Here is a 24,774-nt window from a genome sequence, read left to right as displayed (position 1 = left end):
GTATTGCGCTATATGGGCGGATAAATAAGAACAATGGTTTTGCCGCGGCGGGACATCGGGCCGATTGGTCCTCACAAAAGGAGAAAACAGGAATGACGGTGCGGATCGACGGCACGGACCGGAAAATTCTGGCTGAACTGCAGCGCGACGCCAGCCAGTCGCTGGATGAAATAGCCCGCCGGGTGGGGTCTTCCAAGACCCCGGTGTGGAATCGCATCCGCAAGCTGAAGGAGGCCGGGGTGATCGGCCAGCAGACAGTGCTGCTGGACGCGGATTCCCTGGGGTTTGAGGCCTGTTTCTTTGTCCTCATCCGCACCTCGGAGCATGAGGCGGAATGGCAGGCCAAGTTCCTGAAGGCGCTGCAGGAACGCCCCGAGGTGCAGGAAGCGCACCGGCTGGCGGGGGACATCGACTATATTCTGAAAGTGCGGGTGCAGAACGCCCGTGCCTATGACGTGTTCTATCAGGCGCTGATTTCAGAGGTGAAAGTGCACAATGTGACCGCGCTTTTGTCGATGGAAGAGATTAAGTCGACCACCATGCTGCCGCTGGGCAGCTAGAGGGTAGGGCGGCCGGCTGGCCGCAGCTGATCGTCACAGAGGCGGGCGCAGCAGCAGGTGGCGCCCATCTTGCAGCCGCCAGGGTGATGTGTCTTCGGCGGATGCTTGCGGCACTACGCCAATATCGGCCAGCAGGTGCGGAGAGATTTCCGACAGCCGCTCCATGTCGCGGCGCGGCACGTGGACCGTTTTCCGGGACGTGTTTGTAAAAGGCTCAGCTTTTCTCAGCCCTATCAGGGCTGCAATCCAATCAAACACGCTGCGGGCCGGACCCGCATGGTGCCGGATGTCTGCTGTTTCACAATTTGAGGTCATGGCTGTTCCTCCGTTCTGGCCTCTGACAGATAGGGGCGGAGGGGGCTTGCGCGCAAACCAGTTAATCTCCACCATGGATCAGGAAAACTGACCCATGGTGATCTGATGCGCCTGCCGCCCCTCAATTCCTTGCGCGCCTTCGAGGCCGCTGCCCGCCACGAAGGCTTCATTGCTGCGGCGGAGGAGCTGTTCGTGACCCGCGGTGCCATCAGCCGGCAGGTGAAGATCCTGGAGGACCACATCGGCGTGCCGCTGTTTCACCGCAACGCCCGCGGGGTGGCGCTGACGGCGGCGGGGCAGCGGCTTTACCCGGTGCTGACCGAGGCCTTTGCGATGATGCAGCGCGAGGTGGAGCGGGTCACGGCGGATGCCTCGGAGCTGCGGGTGATCTGCCCGCCGACCCTGTCGCTGCGCTGGCTGCTGCCGCAGCTGGAGCAGTTCCGCATCGCGCATCCGGAGATCACGCTGCGGCTGGCCACTGACTTCTATGGCAGCAAGGGGTTTGAACGGTCGGAATACGATCTTGGCATTTCGCTGGAAAATATTCCGGGGCGGCCTGCGGATATCGAGGTCATGCCGCTGTTCGGCATGATCCTCTCACCCGCTTGCGCGCCATCGCTGCTGCCTGCGCTTGCGGACGGTCCTGCGGCGCTGGCGGGTCTGAGGCTGCTGCACGAAACCCCGCGCCGCCAGGACTGGCACACCTGGCTGGGGCACTTCGGGGTGGAGGGGGTGGACCCGGACAGCGGTGAAGTTTTCCCGAACCTCGATATGGCCACCCGTGCCGCTGTGATCGGGACCGGTGTGGTGATGGCCGATTTGGTGCTGTGCCGCGACGAACTGGAAAGGGGGGATCTGGTGCTGCCCTTCCCGGACATGGCCTGCGCCACCCCGCAAGGGTCTTATGCGCTGATCGGTGAACGGCAGAAATGGCATGACCCCAAGGTGGCCGCGTTCCGGGAGTGGCTGCTGAACAGTCCCGGTATGGCGGCCCTGCCGGCCTTGCCGCAGTGACATCCGGGCCGGGCGCGGAAGGAGGGCGGGAGGGGGCGCTGCCCCCTCGGCGCCGGGGCGCCTCACCCCCGGAGTATTTTGCCAAAGGTGAAAAAGGGGGGGCGTCACGCCGCGTCAGCGGCGCCTGGCCCAACTGTGCAAGGGGATCTGTGATCCCTGCGGCGCGGGCGGGAGCGCCCCGGTCCTCAGCTGCGGGTGACCATCAGCCGCGTGAGGCCGTGGAAGTGATAGGTGTTCGAGTACTCCGGCTCTGCCGCCAGTTTCAGGTCCGGGCAGTGTTCGAACAAGATGGGCAGGGCAATCTGCATCTCCAGCCGGGCCAGCGGCGCGCCGACGCAGAAATGCAGACCGCCGCCGAAGCTCTTGTTCACTTTCGGCAGGCGGGATGGGTCGAAGCGGTGCGGATCGTCCAGCGCCGATGCGTCGCGGTTGGCGGCGCCCAGCAGCAGGGCCACTTGGTCGCCGCGCTGGAAGGTGTGGCCGAAAACCTCTGCCTCCTCATAGGCGTAGCGAGTGAACATGTGCAGGGGCGGGTCGAAGCGCAGGATTTCCTCCACCAGCCCCTCGATCCCCTCCGGCGCCAGCCACTCCGGCTGCCAGCCCTGCTGCAGCATCGTCTTCACACCATTGCCCAGCGAATGCACGGTGGCCTCATGGCCCGCATTCAGCAGCAGGATGCAAGTGCCGATCAGCTCGTCTGTTGACAGCTTGTCGCCTTCCTCCTCCGCCGCGATCAGCCGGGTGATCAGGTCGTCGCGGGGATCATTGCGGCGCTCCGCAATGTAGCCTCGCAGGAAGTCCGTGAACTCTTGCGAGGCCTTGGCCGCGGCGTGTTCGGTCTCTTCGGTGCGCGACGCCTGATACATCGCCACCATCTTGTGCGACCAGTCCAGAAGCTGCGGCGCCATTTCCTCCGGCACGCCCAGCAGGCGGCAGATGGTGATCACCGGCACCTGGGTGCAATAGGCGTCCAGCAGGTCGAAGGGCTGGTCCGGGAAGCTGCCTGCCAGCTGGTGGCACAGATCCTTGATGCCCGGCTCCAGCGCCGCGATCCCGCGCGAGGTGAAGGCGTGCAACACCAGGCGGCGCAGGCGGGTGTGGCGGGGCGGTTCGGCATCCAGAATTGAATGCGCCTCCACCGCCAGGAAGGGGGCCAGATGGGCGGGGCCGGGCTTGCGCAGCTCTTCCGGAACCTCGCGGCCGAAGCGGCGGTCGCGCAGCAGCATATGCACCGCGGAATGGCCGAAGGCAGCAACCATGCCGTAGTCCTGCCAGTGGTGCAGCTGCCCATGTTTCCGGGCTTCGGCATAGAAAGAATAGGGGTCCTGCACAAAGGCGGGATCGGTGGGGGATTGGATTAAAGTCTTCATATACCGGTTGTTGCTGTTGCGTCTGGTCAATGCAAGGGCCGCTTTGATAACGTGCCGCAATGAAAACACAGCACTATCTTCGCTGGAGCCTGCCTGCCGGGTTCCTTGTGGCCGTGGCGGCACTGGCGCTTGCGGTCTGGTCTTATGGATACCGACAGGCGCTGAACGGGCTGGCTGAGCGCAGCGCCGCGGATCTGGCGCTGGCGTCTGACCGCGTCAGCACCCAGCTACAGGTCTATCAGGAACTGGCGGTGCTGACCGCGGAGCATCCGGCGCTGGCAGACCTCTCGACGCCGGCAGCGCAAGACGAGGCGGCGGAGCTGCTGCGCGCGGTCGCCGACAAGACCGCGGCGCTGGATGTGTTCTTTGCTGCCGCGGACGGGCGGGTGCTGGCGGCTGCCGAGGGGGTGACAGGTGCCAGCGTGGCAGCGGAGGATTATTTCATCCGGGCCACGCAGGGCGCGCTGGGCACCGGCCATGGCGTGCTGCCCGCGGAGGGCAAACGCGCCTATTTCTATGCAGCCCCCGCCTTTTCCGGTGAGGGCCGGGTGCGGGGCGCGCTGGTTGTGGTCGCAGATGTGGGGGACGTGGAGCAGACCTGGCGCGGCTCCTTGCCCGCGGTGTTCTTTACCGATGAGCGCGGAGAGGTGTTCATTGCCAACCGCACGGAGCTGCTGTTCTGGCAGCGCGGCGCTGACGGACAGAACCCGAGCGTGACGGGACGCGACTATTTTGCCGGGCATGAGATCTGGAGCCTGGAGGGCAGCCCTTACCTGCCTGCCCAGGCGCTGCATCTGACAGTTGGCCTGCCGGTCATCGGCATGACCGGGGAGATCCTGGTGGACGTGGCGCCGGCCCGGCAGATTGCGCTGCTGCAGGCGGCGGCGCTGGCGGCAGTGTGCCTGGCGCTGGGTGCGATGCTGTTCATCGTGATGGAGCGCCGCCGCACCCTGGCGGAGGCCAACGCGGTGCTGGAGAGCCGGGTCGAGCAGCGCACCCGTGATCTGTCGGCGGCCAACACCCTGCTGCGCCGCGAGGTGCGCGAGCGCGAGGAGGCCGAGGCGGCCCTGAAGCGCGCGCAGGAGGAGCTGGTGCAGGCGGGCAAGCTGTCGGCGCTGGGGCAGATGTCTGCGGGGATCAGCCACGAGCTGAACCAGCCCCTGATGGCGATCCAGCAATATGCCGAGAACGGCGCGGCCTTCCTGGAGCGCGGCAAGGCGGAGCGGACCGGCGAAAACCTGGGCCGGATTGCCGATATGGCGGCGCGGATGGCGCGGATCATCAAGAACCTGCGTGCCTTTGCCCGCAATGAAAGCGAGCCGATGGGGCAGGTCGATCTGGTGCAGGTGATCGACGCCGCAGTGGAGCTGACGATGCCGCGGCTGAAGGCCGACCGCATCGACCTACGGTGGACCCCAGCTGCCTGCGGCGGGCCGGTCCATGCCTGGGGCGGCGAGGTGCGGCTGACGCAGGTGTTTGTGAACCTGATCAACAACGCCGCCGATGCGATGCAGGGACAGGTGGAGAAGGTGATCTCGATCAGCGTTGACACTGGCCCGCGGCTGCTGGTGCGGGTGCAGGACAGCGGTCCCGGCATCAAGGAGCCGGAAAAGATGTTTGATCCCTTCTATTCCACCAAGGCAGTGGGCAGTTCCGAAGGCATGGGGCTAGGGCTGTCGATCTCCTATGGGCTGGTGCAGAGCTTTGGCGGCAATATCCGTGGTGCCAATACCGGCGGCGGCGCGGTGTTCACGGTGGAGCTGGAGCCGTGGCGCGAAGGTGCTGAAAAGGGAGACGCGGCATGACCCGCAAGGTGCTGCTGGTAGATGATGACGCGGCGGTGCGGGAGGCGCTGGCTCAGACGCTGGAGCTGAACGACCTGGATGTGGTCGCCTGCGGCTCGTTTGTGGCGGCCAAGGATCACATCACCTCTGCGTTCGATGGCATCATCGTGTCTGACATCCGGATGCCGGGGCGGGACGGGTTTCACCTGCTGGACTATGCCCGCGGTGCCGACGAGGAACTGCCGGTGGTGCTGCTGACCGGCGAGGGTGACATTCCGATGGCGGTGAAGGCGATGTCGCAGGGGGCGTTTGATTTCCTTGAGAAACCCTGTGCGCCCGCCGACTTCCTGCCGGTCTTGGAGCGCGCGCTGAAGACCCGGGCGCTGGTCCTGGAGAACCGGCGGCTGAAGCATCAGCTGGAAACCGGCGACCCGGCAGCGCGGCTGCTATTCGGGACCTCGCCGCAGGCCAAGGAAATGCGCCAGCGGGTGCGGGCGGTGGCGCCGACGGGGGCAGAGGTGCTGGTCACCGGCGCGCCCGGCAGCGGCATTTCCAAGGTGGCGGAGGTTATCCACCTGATGTCGCCCGCCGCGCAGGGGCCCTTTGTGAAACGCCCGGCCGCAGGGCTGGCGGCGGAGACGGTGGCGGAGCTGTGTCAGGAGGCGGCGGGCGGATCGCTGTTTCTGGACGAGGTGCAGGCGCTGCCGGAGGCGGCGCAGTATGCGCTGCTGGCGCAGCTGGAACAGGGCGGCGGGGTGCGGATCATCGCGGGCTCCAGCGCTGATCTGGCGGGCAAGGCGGAAGCGGGCGGGTTCAGCGCGGATCTGTTTTACCGGCTGGATGTGATGCGGGTGCGCATCCCCTCGCTGGCGGAGCGTCCGGGCGACATTCCGGTGCTGTTCCGCCATTACGTGGCACAGGCGGCGGAGCAGGCGGGGATCGAGGCGCCGGAGGTTTCGCAGGACCATCTGGCGGCGCTGATGGCGCAGGACTGGCCGGGCAATGCGCGCTCATTAATGTCGGCGGCGATGCGGTTTGTGCTGGGAATGCCGGAAGAGGCCGCAGCGGCGGCCGGGCTGGGGCTGGCAGAGCAGATGGCGCAGGTGGAGCGCTCGCTGCTGATTGCGGCGCTGGGCCGCGCAAACGGGCGCGCGGCTGCGGCCGCCGAAGCCCTGAAGCTGCCGCGCAAGACGTTTTATGACAAGCTGGCCCGCTATGGCATCCGGCCCGAGGATTACCGCCGCTGAGGGCGCTGGGGCCGGGAGCCTTGCGGTTCGTTCTGTCCGGCGCTGAGGCCGGGGTAATCAAGGAGGCGGCGCCGCCGGAAAGCCCCGGGTGGGGCCGTGGGCGGAGGGAGGACGGGGGTCGCAAGCCCCCATGTCCGCTGAAGCCTTCGGTGCGGGACGCCCCTGAAACCTATTAAGAAGTGGTCCGGGGGCCCTGTGATCTCCTGGTGGTGCGGTGTGTCAGTCCGTACCGGTGTCGCGACGGAAATGAGTATCGCAAGCCCGGGTTAAAGAGCGGCAAGCGGTGCGTACGGTGGGTGCGCAACACCCTTCTTAGACCGGATCGCTTGCGGCCCGGTCTGCGCCTGCCTGCCCGTCAAACCACAGGTTTGCCTCCGGCAAAACGGTCAGGCGCATTCGCGCCCGCCCAGGCAGGCGCAGACCTATCAGTTGCAAACATGCTCGTGATTCCTGCAGTTTTGTCTGGCGCTAACATTTGTGCGGTTTTTCGCACAAAGCCCTGAAAGCCCTGTGCGGGATTTCGCACAGCTTGTTGCGGGCGTTGTTGATACGCTTTTGATGTCTCCCGTAAGTGTATGCAAAGACGCAGATAATTCTGTGGAATGGTGATTCTCGAATCAATTGTTGAGCGGTTTTCCGCAACTTGGGATGCTTTTGCCAGGCCTCAGCCCTGCGCTGAGTGCACCATCGGATTTACAGACGATTTTTCTGGGAGGAAAAACCATGAAATTCCTGACAACTGCCGCCACCGCATTGGCTCTGGCTGTTTCCGCAGGCGCCGCAAGCGCCGCCTGTGATGACGGCGAAATCGTGGTGAAGTTCAGCCACGTCACCAACACCGACAAGCACCCCAAGGGGATTGCTGCGGCGCTGCTGGAAAAGCGCGTGAACGAAGAGATGAACGGCACCATGTGCATGGAGGTCTATCCGAACTCCACGCTGTATAACGACAACAAGGTGCTGGAAGCGATGCTGCAGGGCGATGTGCAGCTGGCCGCGCCGAGCCTCTCGAAGTTCGAGAAGTTCACCAAGCAGTTCCGCCTGTTCGACCTGCCGTTCATGTTCAAAAACATCGAAGCCGTGGATGCCTTTCAGGCGTCCGAGACAGGGCAGGAGATGCTGAATTCGATGCAGCGCCGCGGCCTGCAGGGGCTGGGCTACTGGCACAACGGCATGAAGCAGATGTCCGCCAACAAGCCGCTGGTCGAGCCCACGGATGCCAACGGGCTGAAGTTCCGCGTGCAGTCCTCTGACGTGCTGGTGGCGCAGATGGAAGCGATCGGCGGCTCGCCCCAGAAAATGGCGTTCTCCGAAGTTTACGGCGCGCTGCAGCAGGGGGTTGTCGACGGTCAGGAAAACACCTGGTCCAACATCTACGGCAAGAAGTTCTTTGAGGTGCAGGACGGCATCACCGAGACCAACCATGGCGCGCTGGATTACCTGGTGGTGACCTCCGTGGACTGGCTGGACAGCCTGGATCCGGCAGTGCGCGACCAGTTCCTGACCATCCTGAACGAGGTGACCGCGGTCCGCAACGCCGAGTCGACTAAAGTGAACGGCGAGGCCCGCCAGGCGATCATCGACGCCGGCGGCGTGGTGCGCGAGCTGAGCCCTGAGCAGCGCGCGGCCTGGGTCGAGGCGATGAAGCCGGTGTGGGAGAAATTCGCAGGCGACGTCGGCCAGGAGAAGATCGACGCGGCGCAAGCCATCAACGCAGGCCTCTAAAGGCCATCTCCGGGGTGCCCTGCGCGGGCGCCCCGTGACCGCAGGCGGCGCGGGGATCCGCCGCCTGCACCCTTACTTTCCGCAAAACTTGGGAGGCAGCCATGGCGGGGTCCAGAACCGGCCCGAGCGGGCTTATCAATTCACTCGAAGAAACCCTGATCGCGCTTCTGCTGGGGCTGATGACGGCGATTACATTCGCCAATGTGATCGCGCGCTTCGTGTTCAATTCCAACATTCTGTGGGCACTGGAACTGACGGTGTTCCTGTTTGCCTGGCTGGTGCTGCTGGGGGCGTCTTACGCGGTCAAGACCCACGCGCATCTGGGCGTTGATGCCATCGTCAACATGCTGTCGCCGGGCGCGCGCAAGGCGGTTGGCCTGTTTGCCGCTGGCTGCTGCATGGTGTTTTCGCTGCTCTTGCTGAAGGGGGCTTATGACTACTGGGCGGTGTTTGCCGACCTGCCGCCCACCTCGGGCCGCTGGTTCCCGACCGGGCTGGACATGAAGGCGCGCAGCCAGAGCTTCTATGAGGTGCAGGACGTGCCGATGGTGGCGGTGTTCAAGTTCTTGGAGGACCTGATCAACTACGGCGATTCTTACGAGAAACTGCCGAAGGTGGTGCCTTACGTGGTGCTGCCGGTGTCGATGCTGCTTCTGGTGTTCCGCTTCATCCAGGCGGCGTTCCAGATTGCCCGCGGCGAGGCTGACCGGCTGGTCGCCAGCCATGAGGTCGAAGATGAAATTGCAGAAGTGCAGGCGCAGCGCGGGGAGCATGACTGATGGAAGTGGTAATCCTCTTTGCGATGGTGATCGGCCTGCTGCTGATCGGGGTGCCGATTGCGGTGTCCCTGGGCCTCAGCTCGACTATCTTCTTGCTGATCTACTCCGACAGTTCGCTGGCCTCGGTCGCAGGTACGCTGTTTGAAGCTTTTGAAGGGCATTTTACGCTGCTGGCGATCCCGTTCTTCATTCTGGCGTCGTCTTTCATGACGACGGGCGGCGTGGCACGGCGGATCATCCGCTTCTCCATCGCCTGCGTCGGCCACCTGCCCGGCGGTCTGGCAATTGCGGGCGTGTTTGCCTGTATGCTGTTTGCTGCGCTGTCCGGGTCGTCTCCGGCGACCGTGGTGGCCATCGGTTCCATCGTGATCGCTGGCATGCGGCAGGTGGGCTACACCAAGGAGTTTGCGGCCGGTGTGATCTGTAACGCAGGCACCCTGGGCATCCTGATCCCGCCGTCGATCGTGATGGTGGTCTATGCGGCGGCCGTGGAAGTCTCCGTGGGGCGGATGTTCCTGGCCGGTGTCATTCCGGGCCTGCTGGCCGGTCTGTTCCTGATGGTCACCATCTATGTGATGGCCAAGGTCAAGAACCTGCCGAAGGGCGAGTGGAAGGGCTGGGGCGAGATCATCACCTCTGGCCGTGAGGCCGGCTGGGGCCTGTTCCTGATCGTGATCATCCTGGGCGGCATCTATGGCGGCATCTTCACGCCGACTGAGGCGGCAGCGGTGGCGGCGGTCTATGCCTTCTTTATTGCCAGCTTTGTTTATCGGGATATGGGACCGCGCGTCGAATCCCGGGCTTGGGGGGCAGGCGCCACGGCAGAAGTCGCGAATCTGCAAGGCGGCAGCACATTTGCAGATTTCCTTGCCAAGTTGCCGAAGCAGCTTTGGTTGCGGGCCAAGGCGTTTGCGTTGAACTTTGCGGAAAGCGTGGTGTACTTTGTCCCGTCGCTGGTGCATCGGGACACCAAGCACACGCTGTTCGAAGCGGGCAAGCTGACCGTGACGCTGCTGTTCGTGATCGCCAACGCGCTGATCCTGAAACATGTGCTGACCGATGAGCAGGTGCCGCAGCATATCGCCAATGCGATGCTGTCGGCGGGCTTTGACTGGGTGATGTTCCTGATCGTCGTCAACGTGATCCTGCTCATTGGCGGCCAGTTCATGGAGCCCTCGGGCCTCCTGGTGATCGTGGCGCCGCTGGTGTTCCCGATTGCCATCGAGCTGGGCATCGACCCGATCCACCTGGGCATCATCATGGTGGTGAACATGGAGATCGGCATGATCACCCCGCCGGTCGGCCTGAACCTGTTCGTGACCTCGGGCGTGGCGGGCATGCCGATGATGGGGGTGGTGCGGGCCGCACTTCCGTTCCTGGCGGTGCTGTTCGTGTTCCTGATCCTGATCACCTATGTGCCGTGGCTGTCGACGGTGCTGCCAAACGCGGTGATGGGGCCGGAGATCATAACGAACTAGGCAAGTTCGTTTTTAAGAGAAACGCCTTGGGAAACCGGGGCGTTTTTCGGTTCCGGGCAGGGGCGCAGCCCCTCTTGTCCCTTCGGGCCAATTCACCCGGGGGTATTTCGAACCAGAAAGAAGCGCGCAGGAGTTGCTGCTTCTTTCTGGTCTTAAATACCCAATAGCCTCAGCTGGCCTCAAGCGCGGTGATGATCGGGGAGAAATCCGCGGCCTTGAGGCTGGCGCCGCCAACCAGCGCGCCGTCGACGTTGGAGACGGCGAAGATTTCCGCAGCGTTAGACGGCTTCACCGAGCCGCCGTAGAGCAGGCGGATGCTGTCTGCCGTCTCAGCCCCGAAACGGGCGGTGAGTTCGGCGCGCAGGAAATCATGCACTTCGGCGATTTGTTCCAGGGTCGGCACCTTGCCGGTGCCGATGGCCCAGACCGGCTCATAGGCGATCACGGTGTTTTCGCCTGCGGCATTGGCCGGGACGGAGCCTGCCAGCTGAGTGCCGGCCACTTTCAGCGTATCGCCTGCTTCGCGTTCTGCCAGGGTTTCGCCGATGCAGATGATGGCGATGAGGCCTTCTGCGATGGCGGCCTCGGCCTTGGCGCAGACCTGGGCGTCGCTCTCGCCGTGGTCGGCGCGGCGTTCGGAGTGGCCGAGGATCACGGCAGAGGCGCCTGCGTCCTTGAGCATGGCCGCCGACAGATCGCCGGTGTGGGCGCCGGAGGCGTTTGCGTGGCAGTCCTGGCCGCCGATGGCGACGGCGCTGCTGTTGGCGGTGTCCGCGGCGCGCGACAGGAGGGTGGCAGGCGGGCAGATCAGGATATCGGCTGCGGGGGAGGCATGGCTTTCCGCCAGGGCCGCCAGTTCAGCGAGGTTTTCGCCGGTGCCGTTCATCTTCCAGTTGCCTGCTGCCAGTTTCCGCCGCATGGGGGTGCCTCCGAATGTCCTGTTTGGGCGTGACTGGTAGCACCGGCGGCGGAGCGGTGCAATTCGCTTGAGAGCCTGGCTGAAAAGCAAAGGGCGGGGAAAGCCCCGCCCGGTGTTTTCTGCCAATGTGTGCCGGATCAGGTGCCGGGAACTTCCTTGAAGGAGATCGACTCGCCGCAGCCGCAGGCCTCGGACACATTGGGGTTGTTGAACTTGAAGCCGCTTTCCAAGAGCGTCACCTCATAGTCGATTTCGGTGCCGAACAGGAACATCTGCGCCATCGGCGCGATCAGGATGCGGGCGCCGTCCTGCTCGACCACCTCGTCGTTGGCGTCGGGCGCGTCGACATATTCCATGGTGTATTCCATGCCCGCGCAGCCGCCCTTCTTGACGCCGATGCGCAGGCCGGCATGGCCGTCCTTTGCCATCAGCTTGGCGATCTGGGCCGCAGCCTTGGGCGTCATGGTCACCGCCTGTTTGCCGGGAATGCCGAACATGTATGTCTCCTTGCGCTTCCCTAGTTATCTAGGATGGCCGCCGGGGCGGCTCAACCCCGGATGCGACCGGGAAGCCATAACATATACCTGCTATGCAGAATTAAAAGAGGCCGCCTCCTGGGCAGGGAGGCGGCCGGTGATGGGGGTGTCCGTCATTTGGGGAGGGACGGGCGTCAGAGCCCCATGCAGTTCGCGTAGTAGGTGGTGGTGGCGGGCCAGTCGGAGAACACGCCCTCAACCCCCACGTTCTGGGCCAGCACGTCCAGCAGTTGGTAGTACATGCTGTCGTCGGTGGTGAGGTCTGCAACTGACTGGAAGTACCAGCCGCCGCCGGTGGCCAGCGGGCCGGAGCGTTCCAGGGTCCAGGTGATCAGCTTGAGGCCTGCCGCCTTGGCTTCTTTGGCATAAGCCGAGGGGACGATCTTGCCGTCCGCGGACGTCACCAGCATCCACATCGGCGGGGCGATGTAGTTGACGCCTTTGGCGTGCAGCGCGGCAAAGTCGTGCGGGAAGGTCGCCGGGTTGTTGTGGTCGAAGCCTTCGAGGTCATAGCTGGCGTCCAAAAACACCGCCTGCTTGCCGAATTCAGGCTCGTTTTCAATCCAGTAGAGCACGTCATTCAGGTTGAAGCTTTGCGCCCAGACATCCGAAGCGGGGATGCCGGCGGCCTTGTATTCGTCGATCAGTTTCTGGGCGTAGTCTGCCTGGGAGAAGCCGTTGAAAGGCATCTCCACCGCCGGGCTCTTCAGCTCCGGGGTAAATTTAGCGCCAAGCGATTTGAACAGGGTGATCGATTCCGCGTGGGTCATGCTGGTTGCGTCACCGGCAAACAGGGTGGAGCGCCAGTCGGCGGTGCCGCCCTGGTAGGCCTCGGCGGTCAGGGCCGTCTTGTCGGCGCTGTCCATCTTGGGCTGCAGGCTGCGGAATTCGGCCAGGGTTATTTCGGAGGTGCGGCACTCGGCAGCGGCGGGTGTTTCGCCGTCGGCCGGGGTAAAGGCGGTGACGCAGGTGTCCGCTAGATCCGAGGTCAGGATGTTGGTGGTGGTGTGCAGGTCGTTCTGGGCGTGGCGGCAGACCAGTTCCAGATCCTTGGTGAAGGTGACATCGCATTCCAGGATGCCGGCACCCATCTGCGCGGCGGCGATGTTGGATTCGGCGGTGTGTTCGGGGAACATCAGCGGTGCGCCGCGGTGGCCGATGGAGAAATCCGTGCGCTGCGGCGTCTGGCCCAGGCAGGACTGCAGCTTCTCTTTCAGCGCGCCCTCGGGCAGCTTGGAGATCAGATAGGCGGGGCGGGGGCCGTAGCTGAGGCCCGCATCCGCTGCCACTGGCGGATTGCCGGCCAGGGCGGCGGTGGACACAAGCAGGGCGGCTGCCGAAGTCAGGGCGAGGCGCATGAATTTTTCTCCGGTTGGTCAAATTTGCGCAGAGCGTGCCGCGCATATGTAACAACCGGATTGCGCCCGCATGACGGGCGCATCAAACTTCCATGACAACTGGAGCGGGGTTACATGAAGCCCAGTTCGAGGCGCGCCTCGTCGGACATCATCTCCATGCCCCAGGGCGGTTCCCAGGTGAGTTCGACATCAACGCTCTTGACGCCGTCGACCGGGGAGACGGCATCAATCAGCCAGCCCGGCATCTCACCTGCCACCGGGCAGCCCGGCGCGGTCAGGGTCATGATGATCTTCACGTCATTCTCGTCCGTGATGTCGATGGTGTAGATCAGGCCCAATTCGTAGATGTTCACCGGGATTTCCGGGTCATAGACGGTGCGGCAGGCGTCGACGATGGCCTCGTACAGCGGGTGGCTGACGGAGGAGGGCGCGATCAGCGGGGCGCCTTCGAGCGGTTCGGCAGGGTTGGTCATGAGGATCCCGGTTCTATATTCCGACGGTTTATATAGGAAATAAGCGCCCCGGCGTCCAGAGGCGGCAGGCGCCAAGACGCCGATGATCTGCGACTCTTGCGATGTGAATATTTGATTTGCACCCGGATTCGCGCTAAGTTGTGGTTCCCCATCATGTTTTTGTGAAGGCTGCCAGGCTGCAGCGGACCGGTATCCGATTGCCGGTCGTGATCCAGTCTGGGCGGGTCCGGGGAGGAGCCATGCCTGAGCTGTCTGCACTTCACCGCGTTTTCGCACGCATTATGCTGGCGGCGGCTGCGGTATTGGCTGCTGCCGCGCCTGCCCGGACCGAGGGCAGCTGGCAGTGGCAGCTGACGCCCTTTGTCCTGGCGCCCTCCATCGACAGCACCACAGAACTGGGTCTCGCCGGTGGCGATGTGGAGATTGATGCCGGTGATGCATTTGACCAGCTGCGTGCTGGGGGCATGCTGCAGTTCGAGGGGTTTCACAGCAGCAACTTCGGGTTCAGGCTGCGCTATTCGATACTGGATGCCGATGCGGACGGGGCCACTGCAATGGGACCGGCATCGGTGCGTTATGATCAGAATCTGGGCGAGGCGGTGATGACCTACCGGTTCGAGCGCGGATTGGACCAGTTCGAACTGTTCGGCGGCGTTCGCCACTGGGATGTGGATGTGACGGCCAGCCTGCCCGGCGGCATGGTGCGGCGCGGCGCCGACTGGACCGATCCGGTTGCAGGCTTTCGCTGGCAGCGCCGCCTGTCGGATGACCTCAGCCTGATGCTGGAGGGGGATATCGGTTTCGGCGGCAGTTCCGATGAAAGCTGGTCAGCCATGGGCGGGGTGATCTACGACCGCTGGGACCGGGCCTCGATCTACGTCATGTACCGCGGGCTGGGTGTAGAGTATCAGGAAGGCACCCGCGGCACCCCGGGATTCTTCCGCCATGATGCGGTGACGCACAGTCTGCTGGCGGGGGTGGGGTTCAGGTTCTGACAGCCCGGATCAGGCGCGGGGCGCGCGTTTGGCGCCCCGGAAACAGGTTTAATCGTTGATATCGTGGTTGAAGGTCTTCACCTGACCCTTGGGCAGGGCGAAGAACTTGCGCATCACCAGCCAGGCTGCCAGCGACAGCACGGCGAAGATCAACAGCAGCGGCGGCAGGCCGAAGCCCGCACCGGCCAGCAGCAATAGGGACACCACCGCGGCGCCGATGGCAAAGCCCAGGAAGACAAAGCCCGGTGCCAGCACCTCGAGGATCGCCAGCGCCAGCGCGCCGGCGCCCCAGACCCACCACAAGGCCCAGAAGGGTGTGTCCATCATTTGGCTCCTTTCAGCAGGTTGAAGGCGTTGCCAAAGGCCTCCAGCGCGTGGGCGGGAACGACGATGGTCTGCTTGCCGTCGCCGTTGCCGAGCGCATTGAGCGATTCCACCTGTTTCAGGGCGACCTGGTACTGCGCCGCCTCCAGCCCGTTTTCGGCAATCGCCTTGGCAACAACTTCGGTCGCGTAGGCCTCGGCCTCGGCTTGGATGCGGCGGGCCTTGGCGGTTTGTTCAGCCGCGTACAGCTCCGCATCGGCCTGCAGCTCCACGGCGCGTTTCTGGCCCTCGGCCTTGGTGACCTCGGCGCGGCGGGCGCGTTCGGCGTTCAACTGCTGCAGCATGGCGTCGCGGGTGGCCTGATCCAGGTTCACGTCGAGGATCTCGGCGCGGGTCACTTCGATGCCCCAATCATCCACGGCGGTCTCTACCGCTTCCTGGATGCGGGTGATCAGTTGGGCCCGGTTCGACTGCACCTCATCCAGGTCCATCTTGCCGATCTCCGCGCGCACGATGCCGGCCACGGTGGTGGCGATGGCGCCATCGACGTCGCGGATCCGGTAGACGGTCTTTTCCGGCTCAAGGATGCGGTAGAAGACAGAGGTGTCGATCTGCACCAGCACGTTGTCCTTGGTGATCGCATCCTGGGTGGCATTGGGCAGCTGGCGTTCCAGGATCGAGATCTTGTGGCGGGCCACATCCAGGAAGGGCACGATGAAGTTGATGCCCGGCCCCAGCACCGAATGCAGGCGGCCAAAACGCTCGACCACGTATTTCTCCGACTGCGGCACGATCTTGACCCCTTTGAGGATCACGATGATCAGCAGGATAGCACCCAGCAGATACAGCAGGTTGCCGGACAGGAGGTCGAGGATCAGGTCTTCGTTCATGTAAAATTCCTTTGGTTGTTCAGCAGGGGCCGCAGGGGCGGCGGGCGCGGTTTGCGCCGCCGGATCAGGCGGCCCGCCGGGCAGGGGCTGTGCGCCGGAAGTCTTGGCCTTGTTCAATGATATGCCCCGTTGTGTGCAATGGTATACAAATGGGTTCTGACAGCGCTGGTTTCAAGAGTTTCAGGCGTATATGACGCGGGCTGGCGCAGGCTGGCAAGCCCGGACAGGCTTGCCGCCCGGTGACTGTTGCCGGGTTATTTGCGGTTTCAGTTGCTGGTCGGTTTCAGCCGCCGCATCGGGGTGGGGCGGACCCGGTCTTCGATTTCGCCGTAGATGAGAGCGGCGATGTTTTTGGAAGAGGTCTTCTCGATCCCCTCCAGCCCGGGGGAGGAGTTCACCTCCAGCACCTTGGGGCCGGTTTCCGAGCGCAGCAGGTCGACGCCCGCCACGTTGAGACCAAAGGCGCGGGCAGCGCGCACGGCGGTGGCGCGTTCTTCCTTGCTGATGCGCACCGTTTCGGCGCTGCCGCCCAGGTGCAGGTTGGAGCGGAAGTCGCCCTCAGCCCCCGAACGTTTCATCGACGCGACCACCTTGGAGCCGACAACAAAGCAGCGGATGTCGACGCCCGCGGCTTCCTTGACGAACTGCTGCACCAGGAAGTTGGCCTTGAGCCCGCGGAATGCGGTGATGACGCTTTCGGCGGCTTTCTTGGTTTCCGCCAGCACCACGCCTTTGCCTTGGGTGCTTTCCAGCAGCTTCACGATCAGGGGCGCGCCGCCGACGATCTGGATCAGGCTGCCGGTGTCCTTGGGCGAGGCGGCGAATGCGGTGGCGGGCATGCCGATCTTGTGGCGGGCCAGGATCTGGTGCGCGTGCAGCTTGTCGCGGCTGGCGGTGATGCCTTCGGAGCCGTTGACGCAGAAGGTGCCCAGCGTTTCGAACTGACGCAGGAGAGCGGTGCCGTACTGGGTGACAGAAGCGCCGATGCGCGGGATCACCGCGTCATAGCGGGGCAGGCGTTTGCCGTCATAGTGGATTTCCGGTGCCAGCGCGTTCAGCGCCATGTAGCAGCGTGTGGTGTTGATCACCTCCACCGTGTGGCCGCGGCTTTCGCCCTCTTCCACCAGGCGGCGGGTGGAGTAATTGTCCTCGCGGCTGAGCACAGCGATGCGCAGGGCGCGCTTCGGGGCGGATTTGCGGATGTTGGCCGAGGCGTAGACGGAATAGTCCAGTGCCGGCTGGCACATGCGCTCACCGGGAACCACGGTGACGTTCTCGGTCAGCGCCTGGCGGCCCAGCAGCATGTGCTTGGCCATGCCGCGCCGGTCGGTCAGCGTCAGTTCCACCGGCCAGGACTCGCCGCCGATCTCCATCGGGGTTTCGATCACAAAGCGCATCTCGCTTTCGCCGTTTGACGATGTCACCTCGCGCCGGTCCTTGATCAGGGCAGAGCAGGGGATTTCCAGATCATACTGGCCGGGAATGGGGTGCACCATGAAGCGCACCTTGGGGGCGCTTGCCGGACCGAAGGTTTCGATCCCGGTGGCATGCAGCGACGAGGTGCGGGCGCCGGTGTCGACCTTGACCCGCAGGGCAGGCAGGCCGAGGTCCGGCAGGCTGACCCATTCCTCCCAGCCGAGTTTCAGTTGCGGTGCAGGGTCGGCTGTGGACATGAGCTTGGCTCCTTGGCATTAGGGGTGAATCACCGGGATGCCGGTTTGAGTGTAACGGCAGGAATACGAGATGGCAGAGCTTTTCAACTTCGAACTGAAGGCAACCGACGGCAAGGCGCGCACAGGTGTCATCAATACGCCGCGCGGCGAGATCCGCACGCCTGCTTTCATGCCGGTTGGCACTGCCGCGACCGTGAAGGCGATGATGCCGGAGAGCGTGCGTGCGACCGGGGCTGACATTCTGCTGGGCAATACCTACCACCTGATGCTGCGCCCGACGGCAGAGCGGATCGACCGGCTGGGCGGTTTGCACAAGTTCATGAACTGGGAACGCCCGATCCTGACTGATTCAGGCGGGTTCCAGGTGATGTCGCTGGCCGGTTTGCGCAAGCTCACCGAGAAGGGCGTGACCTTCAAGAGCCACGTTGACGGTTCCAAGCATGAGCTGACGCCGGAACGCTCAATGGAGATCCAGCGCCTGTTGGGATCGGACATCGTCATGTGTTTCGACGAATGCCCGGCGTTGCCTGCGGACCGCGACCGGATTGCCGAGTCGATGCGGCTGTCGATGCGCTGGGCGGAGCGGTCGCGCGAGGCGTTCGGCGACCGTCCGGGCCATGCGCTGTTCGGCATCATGCAGGGCGGGCTGGAGCAGGACCTGCGCGAGGAAAGCGCCGAGGCGCTGAAGAAGATCGGGTTCGAAGGCTACGCGGTCGGCGGTCTGGCTGTGGGCGAGGGGCAGGAGGCGATGTTTGAGTGCCTCGATTATGCTCCCGGTTTCCTGCCCGAGGACAAGCCGCGCTATCTGATGGGTGTGGGCAAGCCGGATGATATCGTCGGCGCCGTCGCCCGCGGTATCGACATGATGGACTGCGTGCTGCCGTCGCGGTCGGGCCGCACCGGTCAGGCCTTCACCCGCTACGGCGTCGTGAACATCAAGAACGCCCGGCACCAGGACGACCCGCGGCCGCTGGACGAGCAGTGTTCCTGCCCGGCGTGCAGCAACTATTCGCGGGCCTATCTGCACCATGTGTTCCGCTCCAACGAAATGATTTCGGGGATGCTGCTGACCTGGCACAACCTGCATTATTTTCAGGAGATTATGCAAGGTATGCGGGAGGCGATTGCTGCTGGCACGTTCGAGGCCTGGCAAAAGGATTTCCACTACCTGCGCGCGCAAGGGGATATTGAGCGGTTGTAAAGCCGCGCGATTGAACAGTCTGCTGTGCGCAGGTGAGCAGCTGTTCTGGCCGGCCCCTGCTTGAACGCGCGGAGCGGAATGCTCAGGTCTTTCCGGCGACGTTCCTGTTGCTGGAAACTTTGACCGGAGGGAAATCCCCGTGAGCCAAGAATTGTTTTCCGCCAGCACTGCTGGTGCAATCGAGCTGAAAAACCGCATCGTCATGGCGCCGCTGACCCGAAACCGGGCTGACGACCAGACCGGCGAGGTTCTGGACCGGCATGTGGAGTACTATGCCCAGCGGGCGGGTGCCGGCCTGATCATCACCGAGGGCAGCCAGATCAGCCCCGAGGGCAAAGGCTATATCCAGACCCCGGGCATCCACACGGCGGCGCAGGCCGCGGCCTGGCGCAAGGTCACTGATGCGGTCCATGCGAAGGGCGGCAAGATTGTCATTCAGCTGTGGCATGTCGGGCGGATCACGCATGACTCGCTGCTGCCCGGAGGCACCCATGCTGTGTCTTCCACGGATGCCGCTGCAGAGGCCCAGACGTTCACCCATAATGGTTTTGAGCCGACCGCCAAGCCGCAGGCGCTGAGCGCTGAAGGCATCCAGCGGGTGGTCGCCGATTACGTGCAGGCTGCAAAATACGCCAAGGACGCAGGTTTCGACGGGATCGAACTGCATGCGGCCAACGGCTACCTGCTGGAGCAGTTCCTGAAGGACGGGGTGAACACCCGCACCGATGCCTATGGCGGTTCCCCGGAAAACCGCGCCCGGATTGTGTTCGAGATTCTTGACGGGCTGCTGACGGTTTGGGACGCCGGCCGCATTGGCCTGCGCCTGTCACCCTTTGCCACCTTCAACGATGTGTTGGACAGCGATCCCGTGGAACTCTACACGCCGCTGATCCAGCGTCTGAACAGCTATGGTCTGGCCTACCTGCACATGGTCGAAGGGAACCCCGGCGGCGCCCGTGAGGGTGATTTCGAAGCTTTGCGGAAAATCTATACAGGCACCTACATGGCCAACAACGGCTACGACCGTGCAACTGCGCTGGCGCGGACGGCATCCGGAGAAGCCGACCTCGTGGCCTTTGGACGCCCCTTCATCTCCAACCCGGACCTGGTTGACCGGCTGGCAGCGGACGCACCCCTGAACGAAGGCAACCCGGAAACCTTCTATGGCGGCGGAGATGAAGGTTATACCGATTACCCGGTGCTGGAGCAGGTGGCGGCCGAGTAGCCCCCGGACCTTCAGACCAGGGGTTTGCGGCCGGGCAGCACACGCCCGGTCGCAGATAGCGGGCCATGCGCCCGCGTTCACCTGTTATGAAGACCTGATCCGCTATCCTCGCGCCAAAACGCGGAGGATGGCGATGACTATTTGGCGTGCGCTGGCCGTTGCGGCCCTGCTGGGCGCTTCTCCGGCGGCTGAAGCGCAGACTGAGCAGAGCAACGCGGCGCCGGGTTCCCTGGCGGAAGCTTCAAGCTTTTTCAAGGCGCCGCCGCTGGATGGCTGCCGTATCTCCATTGACGATTTGATCAAGGGCGGCTCGCAGGCCTTGCGCGGGCAGTGGGTCGTGCAGAAAGGGCCGGGGGAAACCGGGCTGACAGCGGGCGGGCGCATCGAAATGGTGGCGTTGCCGCAGCGCAGCGGCGAGGTGCTGCGGCTGGGATTCCGCAACGGGCGGCTGGTGGCGGATTCCGCCGCCTTGGGGTTTCTGCCCATCGGGGTCGAGGACCGGGCGCCGCTGAAGCCCGGCACGGGGCTGAGGGCCGAAAGCGTGGGCCGCGGTGACCTGCCTGACGGCACGGAGGTCTTTCTGGATGAACTGGCGCTGGGCGCGCTGCCCTGCGGTGCGGACCAGCTGTTGCGGCTGAACCTGCAGGCGGAACGCGACAGTGGGACCGGAGAGGAGCTGCGGCAGGACATCCGGCTGTTTCTGATTGACCAGGGCCGGATGAGCGGAACCTACCGGGAAACCGGGCCGGCCGGGCGGCTGGAACGCGGTCTGATTACATTGATGCGGCGCTGACAGGCCCTTGCGAAGTTATCCACAGGGAAGCCTCGAAAGGCCTTCATCATTTGCTCACCCTTCCTGCATTTGCGCCCTTGTGGTCCCGGCGCGCAGCGGGCAAGGTGAGCCCCAGCCTTGAGGATGCGCGGTTGAAAATCCAGAGCCGCCCCACCAAGTAAAGACATCCAATGAGGAGACGGGCCAAAGCTGCCAATACCGGGGCCGGGCCGTCTTGCCTAACCAAAGGACCGAGTATGCAAGAGCCACTCAATTCCTCCTACCCAGTCCTGCCGCTGCGCGACATCGTGGTCTTCCCCCACATGATCGTGCCGCTGTTCGTGGGCCGGGAAAAATCGGTGCGCGCCCTGGAAGAGGTGATGGCCGACGACAAGCAGATCCTGCTGTCGAGCCAGATCGACCCCTCCGAGGACGATCCCGAAACCGATAGCATCTATACCGTCGGCGTGCTGGCCAATGTGCTGCAGCTGCTGAAACTGCCCGATGGCACCGTCAAGGTGCTGGTCGAGGGGCAGAGCCGTGTGAAGATCACCGAGTTCCTGGAAAACGACAATTTCTTCGAGGCCAAGGCCGAGGAGCTGAGCGAGATCCCGGGTGACGTCACCACCACCGAGGCGCTGGTGCGCACCGTGGGCGACGAGTTCGAGCGTTACGCCAAGGTCCGCAAGAACATCCCCGAAGAGGCGCTGTCTGCCGTCGGCGAAACCGCGGAGCCGGCCAAGCTGGCCGACCTGGTGGCAGGCCATCTGGGCATCGAAGTGGACCGCAAGCAGGAACTCTTGGAGACGCTCTCTGTCAGCGAGCGGCTGGAGAAGGTCTATGGCCTGATGCAGGGCGAAATGTCGGTCCTGCAGGTCGAGAAGAAGATCAAGACCCGCGTCAAATCCCAGATGGAGAAGACCCAGCGCGAGTACTATCTGAATGAGCAGATGAAGGCTATTCAGAAGGAGCTGGGCGACGGTGAGGAAGGTGCCGGCGAAATCGCCGAGCTGGAAGAGAAGATCGCCGCCACCAAACTGTCGAAAGAGGCGCGCGAGAAGGCCGATGCGGAGCTGAAGAAGCTCAAGAACATGTCGCCGATGTCGGCGGAAGCGACCGTGGTGCGCAACTACCTCGACTGGATGCTGTCGATCCCGTGGGGCAACAAGTCCCGCGTCAAGAAAGACCTGAACCGCGCGCAGGAGATCCTGGATGCGGATCACTATGGCCTGGAGAAGGTCAAGGAGCGGATCGTCGAGTATCTGGCGGTGCAGCAGCGCTCGGCCAAGCTGAAGGGGCCGATTCTGTGCCTCGTCGGCCCTCCGGGCGTGGGTAAGACCAGCTTGGGCAAATCCGTGGCCAAGGCGACCGGCCGTGAATTCATCCGCATCTCGCTGGGCGGTGTGCGCGACGAGTCCGAGATCCGCGGCCACCGCCGCACCTATATCGGTTCGATGCCGGGCAAGATCATCCAGGCGCTGAAGAAGGCCAAGACCACCAACCCGCTGATCCTTCTCGATGAGATTGACAAGATGGGCCAGGATTTCCGCGGCGACCCGGCCTCGGCGATGCTGGAGGTGTTGGATCCGGAACAGAACAACACCTTCATGGATCACTACCTGGAGGTGGAATACGACCTGTCGAACGTGATGTTCCTGACCACCTCGAACAGCTACAACATGCCCGGGCCGCTGCTGGACCGGATGGAGATCATCCCGCTGTCGGGTTACACCGAGGACGAAAAGCGCGAGATCGCCAAGCAGCACCTGATTTCCAAGCAGGTGAAGAACCACGGCCTGAAGGCCAAGGAGTTCGAGCTGACCGACGACGCGGTGACCGAGATGATCCGCACCTACACCCGCGAGGCCGGCGTGCGGAATCTGGAGCGCGAGATCGCCAAGGTGGCGCGCAAGTCGCTGACCAAGATCGTCAAGAAAGAAGCCGAAAGCGTGACCGTTACGGCGGAAAACCTGGACGACTTCCTGGGCGTCAAAAAGTTCCGCTATGGTCTGGCTGAGCTGGAGGACCAGGTGGGTGTCGTGACCGGCCTCGCCTATACTTCTGTCGGCGGCGAGCTGCTGTCGATCGAGGCGCTGCGGCTGCCCGGTAAGGGCCGGATGAAGACCACCGGCAAGCTGGGCGATGTGATGAAGGAATCGATTGAGGCGGCGTCGAGCTATGTGCGCTCGGTCAGCCCGCAGATCGGGATCAAGCCGCCGCAGTTCGACCGGCTGGATATCCACGTGCACGTGCCGGACGGCGCAACGCCGAAGGATGGCCCGAGCGCCGGCCTGGCGATGGTGACCGCGATTGTGTCGGTGCTGACCGGCATCCCGGTGCGCAAGGACATTGCGATGACTGGCGAGGTCACCCTGCGCGGCAATGCCAGCGCCATTGGCGGCCTCAAGGAGAAGCTGCTGGCGGCGCTGCGCGGCGGCATCAAGACGGTGCTGATCCCGCAGGAGAACGAGAAAGACCTGCCGGAGATCCCGGACAACGTGAAGGAGGGGCTGGAAATCATTCCGGTGTCCCATGTGTCCGAGGTTCTGGAACACGCGCTGGTCTCCAAGCCCGAAGCCATTGAGTGGGATGAGGAGGCCGAAGAGGCGGCTGCGGCCAAGGCGGCTCTGAAAGGCTCCGGCGAGGGGGCAGGCGCAACAGCGCACTGATCCGCGGTTCACGCAAGTAAGTAAAAGAAAAGGGCGGTCCGAGGGGGCCGCCCTTTTTAGTTTTCTCTTCCGTTCTGGCCCTTCTTTCCGGGGCGTATGGTTTTGTGTGGCAGCGAGTGGAGCAGGTGCTCCCGCCCGCTGCCGGCAGCGCTTTCAGCGCCGCCGCAGCGGTTAGGCATGGCGCCGCACCTGCGGTGCGGCGCCCGGCCTGCCCCGCATGGGGCAGGCCGCCGGGCCCAAAGTCCGGATGGTGCCCGGCTACAGGCCGGACGCTTTGCGGCTGCGGGAGTGCGCCCGCAGGGCTGCTGACAGAAAAGCTCAGGCGGCCTTGCTGGCCTGTTCCATCTTGGCCTGGACGGTGGCAATGGCCATTTCTGCCGGGCTGACGTCCGCCGACTTGGCCTGGGCCAGGATTGCCGCCATGGTTTCATCCAGCGCCTGCAGCTTCTCGGCGACAAAGCCCTCGCGGTCCTTGATCCGCTGGATCTCGGTCGCGACGTTGATGATGCCGCCGCCATTGGCAACGAAATCGGGCGCATAGAGGATGCCGCGGGCGTGCAGCGCGGCGCCGTCTTCCGCCGTGGCCAGCTGGTTGTTGGCGCCGCCTGCCACGATGTCCGCCTTAAGCTGCGGGATGGTTTCAGCGTTCAGGATGCCGCCGATGGCGCAGGGGGCAAAAACGTCTGCCTCGGCGCTATAGATCTCTGCCAGCGGCACCGCCTTGGCACCGAAGTCGGCAATTGCCTGCTCGACACGGGACTCGTCGATGTCGGTGACAACCAGCTTGGCGCCTGCCTCGTGCAGGAACTGGCAGAGGTACCAGCCGACGTGGCCCAGGCCCTGCACCGACACGGTGACGCCGTCCAGGTCGCGGCTGCCGTGCTTGAGGGCGCGGGTGGTGCGGATCGCATTGAAGATGCCGCGCGCGGTGATCGGGGAGGGGTCGCCGCTGGCAAACTCGCCGTCGGCCAGACCAGCCACGAAGCGGGTTTCCTCTGCCAGGATGGCCATGTCCGCCGGGCTCATGCCCATGTCCTCGGCGGTGATATAGCGGCCGTCCAGGCCCTCGATGGCGCGGGCAAAGGCGCGCAGCAGCTCCGGCGACTTGTCCTTGGCCGGATCGCCGATGATCACCGCCTTGCCGCCGCCCAGGGTCAGGCCCGCCGCCGCGTTCTTGTAGGTCATGCCTTCGCTCAGGCGTTTGACGTCGGTCAGGGCTTCGTCTTCGCTGGCATAGGGGCGCATGCGCAGACCGCCGGCCGCGGGGCCCAGCTGGGTGGAATGCACAGCGATAAAGCCCAGGAGGCCAACCGAGGGCTCCTCGACGCGGTAAATCTCTTCATGGGTGGCGGAGGCCACGGCGGTCACTGTCATCTGGATAGCTCCTGCAAAACTTTCGCCAATCATATCCTCCCGCGCGCGCCGGTTTTCACCAAAAGAGGTCTGTTAAGGCGGGTGCAGTTGGCG

General features: G+C 64.1%; 22 protein-coding genes. 12 read left to right on the top strand and 10 right to left on the bottom strand.

The window, feature by feature from the left end; genetic code table 11:
• Positions 1 to 92 precede the first annotated feature (92 nt).
• Positions 93 to 560 carry an Lrp/AsnC family transcriptional regulator gene (locus RA24_RS05005; RefSeq protein WP_019295909.1) on the top strand — a complete coding sequence of 156 codons (468 nt, stop codon included), beginning with the start codon at positions 93 to 95 and terminating at the stop codon, positions 558 to 560.
• Between the two features lie 33 nt (positions 561 to 593).
• On the opposite strand, the gene RA24_RS22455 is transcribed toward RA24_RS05005, so the two are convergent.
• A complete protein-coding gene (locus RA24_RS22455) occupies positions 594 to 740 on the bottom strand; it encodes a hypothetical protein (protein ID WP_156131907.1) in 147 nt (48 codons plus the stop codon).
• A 240-nt stretch (positions 741 to 980) separates the two neighbouring features.
• Between RA24_RS22455 and RA24_RS04995 the strand changes: the two genes are divergently transcribed.
• Complete coding sequence (locus RA24_RS04995) at positions 981 to 1,889, top strand: LysR substrate-binding domain-containing protein (RefSeq protein ID WP_052269535.1); 909 nt, start codon at positions 981 to 983, stop codon at positions 1,887 to 1,889.
• Between the two features lie 185 nt (positions 1,890 to 2,074).
• Here RA24_RS04995 and RA24_RS04990 read toward each other — a convergent pair whose 3' ends face one another.
• Entirely contained in the window at positions 2,075 to 3,259 is a 1,185-nt protein-coding gene (locus tag RA24_RS04990) for a cytochrome P450 (protein WP_039190273.1), read from the bottom strand.
• A 59-nt stretch (positions 3,260 to 3,318) separates the two neighbouring features.
• On the opposite strand from RA24_RS04990, the gene RA24_RS04985 reads away from it, so the two are divergent.
• From RA24_RS04985 to RA24_RS04965, 5 genes are all read left to right on the top strand, one after another.
• Complete coding sequence (locus tag RA24_RS04985; protein ID WP_039190271.1) at positions 3,319 to 5,064, top strand: sensor histidine kinase; 1,746 nt, start codon at positions 3,319 to 3,321, stop codon at positions 5,062 to 5,064.
• Complete coding sequence (locus RA24_RS04980) at positions 5,061 to 6,290, top strand: sigma-54-dependent transcriptional regulator (RefSeq protein ID WP_039190269.1); 1,230 nt, start codon at positions 5,061 to 5,063, stop codon at positions 6,288 to 6,290. Before RA24_RS04985 ends, RA24_RS04980 begins: the two co-directional genes overlap by 4 nt.
• 723 nt (positions 6,291 to 7,013) lie before the next feature.
• Positions 7,014 to 8,015, top strand: a complete 1,002-nt coding sequence (locus RA24_RS04975) for a DctP family TRAP transporter solute-binding subunit (RefSeq protein WP_039170611.1) — start codon at positions 7,014 to 7,016, stop codon at positions 8,013 to 8,015.
• Between the two features lie 101 nt (positions 8,016 to 8,116).
• Complete coding sequence (locus RA24_RS04970) at positions 8,117 to 8,794, top strand: TRAP transporter small permease (RefSeq protein WP_039190267.1); 678 nt, start codon at positions 8,117 to 8,119, stop codon at positions 8,792 to 8,794.
• Positions 8,794 to 10,272 carry a TRAP transporter large permease gene (locus tag RA24_RS04965; RefSeq protein ID WP_039190265.1) on the top strand — a complete coding sequence of 493 codons (1,479 nt, stop codon included), beginning with the start codon at positions 8,794 to 8,796 and terminating at the stop codon, positions 10,270 to 10,272. Before RA24_RS04970 ends, RA24_RS04965 begins: the two co-directional genes overlap by 1 nt.
• 169 nt (positions 10,273 to 10,441) lie before the next feature.
• Here the strand turns inward: RA24_RS04965 and tpiA are convergent, their stop codons facing one another.
• The 4 genes from tpiA to RA24_RS04945 all read right to left on the bottom strand — a co-directional run bounded on the left by tpiA (position 10,442) and on the right by RA24_RS04945 (position 13,558).
• Positions 10,442 to 11,191 (bottom strand): triose-phosphate isomerase, encoded by a 750-nt coding sequence (gene tpiA / locus RA24_RS04960; protein ID WP_019295900.1) that lies wholly within the window; start codon positions 11,189 to 11,191, stop codon positions 10,442 to 10,444.
• Positions 11,192 to 11,328: 137 nt separating this feature from the next.
• On the bottom strand, positions 11,329 to 11,688 hold the full coding sequence (locus tag RA24_RS04955) for a HesB/IscA family protein (protein ID WP_019295899.1): 360 nt from the start codon (positions 11,686 to 11,688) through the stop codon (positions 11,329 to 11,331).
• A gap of 173 nt (positions 11,689 to 11,861) precedes the next feature.
• A complete protein-coding gene (locus RA24_RS04950) occupies positions 11,862 to 13,085 on the bottom strand; it encodes a glycerophosphodiester phosphodiesterase family protein (protein WP_039190264.1) in 1,224 nt (407 codons plus the stop codon).
• Positions 13,086 to 13,195: 110 nt separating this feature from the next.
• Positions 13,196 to 13,558 (bottom strand): SUF system Fe-S cluster assembly protein, encoded by a 363-nt coding sequence (locus RA24_RS04945; protein ID WP_019295897.1) that lies wholly within the window; start codon positions 13,556 to 13,558, stop codon positions 13,196 to 13,198.
• Between the two features lie 239 nt (positions 13,559 to 13,797).
• Between RA24_RS04945 and RA24_RS04940 the strand changes: the two genes are divergently transcribed.
• Positions 13,798 to 14,553, top strand: coding sequence for an outer membrane protein (locus tag RA24_RS04940; protein WP_039190262.1), 756 nt, complete (start codon positions 13,798 to 13,800; stop codon positions 14,551 to 14,553).
• A gap of 48 nt (positions 14,554 to 14,601) precedes the next feature.
• Here RA24_RS04940 and RA24_RS04935 read toward each other — a convergent pair whose 3' ends face one another.
• The 3 genes from RA24_RS04935 to rimK form a co-directional block, all read right to left on the bottom strand.
• Positions 14,602 to 14,877, bottom strand: coding sequence for an NfeD family protein (locus tag RA24_RS04935; RefSeq protein ID WP_039146425.1), 276 nt, complete (start codon positions 14,875 to 14,877; stop codon positions 14,602 to 14,604).
• Complete coding sequence (locus RA24_RS04930) at positions 14,877 to 15,767, bottom strand: SPFH domain-containing protein (RefSeq protein ID WP_039146427.1); 891 nt, start codon at positions 15,765 to 15,767, stop codon at positions 14,877 to 14,879. Before RA24_RS04930 ends, RA24_RS04935 begins: the two co-directional genes overlap by 1 nt.
• Positions 15,768 to 16,033: 266 nt before the next feature.
• Positions 16,034 to 17,440: a 30S ribosomal protein S6--L-glutamate ligase gene (gene rimK, locus RA24_RS04925; protein ID WP_039190261.1), complete on the bottom strand. Its 1,407-nt coding sequence runs from the start codon at positions 17,438 to 17,440 to the stop codon at positions 16,034 to 16,036.
• 70 nt (positions 17,441 to 17,510) lie between these two features.
• Here rimK and tgt point away from each other — a divergent pair, with 70 nt between their 5' ends.
• The 4 genes from tgt (at position 17,511) to lon (ending at position 23,307) form a co-directional block, all read left to right on the top strand.
• The gene (gene tgt, locus RA24_RS04920; protein ID WP_039190259.1) at positions 17,511 to 18,641 is read left to right on the top strand and encodes a tRNA guanosine(34) transglycosylase Tgt; all 1,131 of its coding nucleotides are present in this window, start codon (positions 17,511 to 17,513) and stop codon (positions 18,639 to 18,641) included.
• Between the two features lie 139 nt (positions 18,642 to 18,780).
• Positions 18,781 to 19,866 carry an alkene reductase gene (locus RA24_RS04915; RefSeq protein ID WP_039190257.1) on the top strand — a complete coding sequence of 362 codons (1,086 nt, stop codon included), beginning with the start codon at positions 18,781 to 18,783 and terminating at the stop codon, positions 19,864 to 19,866.
• Positions 19,867 to 19,999: 133 nt separating this feature from the next.
• The gene (locus RA24_RS04910; protein ID WP_039190255.1) at positions 20,000 to 20,659 is read left to right on the top strand and encodes a hypothetical protein; all 660 of its coding nucleotides are present in this window, start codon (positions 20,000 to 20,002) and stop codon (positions 20,657 to 20,659) included.
• 236 nt (positions 20,660 to 20,895) lie between these two features.
• A complete protein-coding gene (gene lon, locus RA24_RS04905; protein WP_039190254.1) occupies positions 20,896 to 23,307 on the top strand; it encodes an endopeptidase La in 2,412 nt (803 codons plus the stop codon).
• 318 nt (positions 23,308 to 23,625) lie between these two features.
• Here lon and RA24_RS04900 read toward each other — a convergent pair whose 3' ends face one another.
• The gene (locus tag RA24_RS04900; RefSeq protein WP_039190380.1) at positions 23,626 to 24,681 is read right to left on the bottom strand and encodes a Glu/Leu/Phe/Val family dehydrogenase; all 1,056 of its coding nucleotides are present in this window, start codon (positions 24,679 to 24,681) and stop codon (positions 23,626 to 23,628) included.
• Positions 24,682 to 24,774 lie beyond the last annotated feature (93 nt).

Origin of the sequence: Leisingera sp. ANG-M6 (genome assembly GCF_000813905.1) — a bacterium.
In the GTDB taxonomy this organism is placed as follows: domain Bacteria; phylum Pseudomonadota; class Alphaproteobacteria; order Rhodobacterales; family Rhodobacteraceae; genus Leisingera.
This window is presented reverse-complemented; position numbering and strand designations above follow the sequence as displayed.

Bases quoted from the DNA above. Each gene is read 5' to 3' on its own strand.
- RA24_RS04980 (WP_039190269.1), top strand. From the start codon at position 5,061: ATGACCCGCAAGGTGCTGCTGGTAGATGATGACGCGGCGGTGCGGGAG.
- RA24_RS04935 (WP_039146425.1), bottom strand. From the start codon at position 14,877: ATGGACACACCCTTCTGGGCCTTGTGGTGGGTCTGGGGCGCCGGCGCG.
- RA24_RS04930 (WP_039146427.1), bottom strand. From the start codon at position 15,767: ATGAACGAAGACCTGATCCTCGACCTCCTGTCCGGCAACCTGCTGTAT.
- RA24_RS04985 (WP_039190271.1), top strand. From the start codon at position 3,319: ATGAAAACACAGCACTATCTTCGCTGGAGCCTGCCTGCCGGGTTCCTT.
- RA24_RS04950 (WP_039190264.1), bottom strand. From the start codon at position 13,085: ATGCGCCTCGCCCTGACTTCGGCAGCCGCCCTGCTTGTGTCCACCGCC.
- RA24_RS05005 (WP_019295909.1), top strand. From the start codon at position 93: ATGACGGTGCGGATCGACGGCACGGACCGGAAAATTCTGGCTGAACTG.
- tpiA (WP_019295900.1), bottom strand. From the start codon at position 11,191: ATGCGGCGGAAACTGGCAGCAGGCAACTGGAAGATGAACGGCACCGGC.
- RA24_RS04940 (WP_039190262.1), top strand. From the start codon at position 13,798: ATGCCTGAGCTGTCTGCACTTCACCGCGTTTTCGCACGCATTATGCTG.
- RA24_RS04945 (WP_019295897.1), bottom strand. From the start codon at position 13,558: ATGACCAACCCTGCCGAACCGCTCGAAGGCGCCCCGCTGATCGCGCCC.
- RA24_RS04975 (WP_039170611.1), top strand. From the start codon at position 7,014: ATGAAATTCCTGACAACTGCCGCCACCGCATTGGCTCTGGCTGTTTCC.
- RA24_RS04995 (WP_052269535.1), top strand. From the start codon at position 981: ATGCGCCTGCCGCCCCTCAATTCCTTGCGCGCCTTCGAGGCCGCTGCC.
- lon (WP_039190254.1), top strand. From the start codon at position 20,896: ATGCAAGAGCCACTCAATTCCTCCTACCCAGTCCTGCCGCTGCGCGAC.
- rimK (WP_039190261.1), bottom strand. From the start codon at position 17,440: ATGTCCACAGCCGACCCTGCACCGCAACTGAAACTCGGCTGGGAGGAA.
- RA24_RS04970 (WP_039190267.1), top strand. From the start codon at position 8,117: ATGGCGGGGTCCAGAACCGGCCCGAGCGGGCTTATCAATTCACTCGAA.
- RA24_RS04910 (WP_039190255.1), top strand. From the start codon at position 20,000: ATGACTATTTGGCGTGCGCTGGCCGTTGCGGCCCTGCTGGGCGCTTCT.
- RA24_RS04990 (WP_039190273.1), bottom strand. From the start codon at position 3,259: ATGAAGACTTTAATCCAATCCCCCACCGATCCCGCCTTTGTGCAGGAC.
- RA24_RS04965 (WP_039190265.1), top strand. From the start codon at position 8,794: ATGGAAGTGGTAATCCTCTTTGCGATGGTGATCGGCCTGCTGCTGATC.
- RA24_RS04955 (WP_019295899.1), bottom strand. From the start codon at position 11,688: ATGTTCGGCATTCCCGGCAAACAGGCGGTGACCATGACGCCCAAGGCT.
- tgt (WP_039190259.1), top strand. From the start codon at position 17,511: ATGGCAGAGCTTTTCAACTTCGAACTGAAGGCAACCGACGGCAAGGCG.
- RA24_RS04900 (WP_039190380.1), bottom strand. From the start codon at position 24,681: ATGACAGTGACCGCCGTGGCCTCCGCCACCCATGAAGAGATTTACCGC.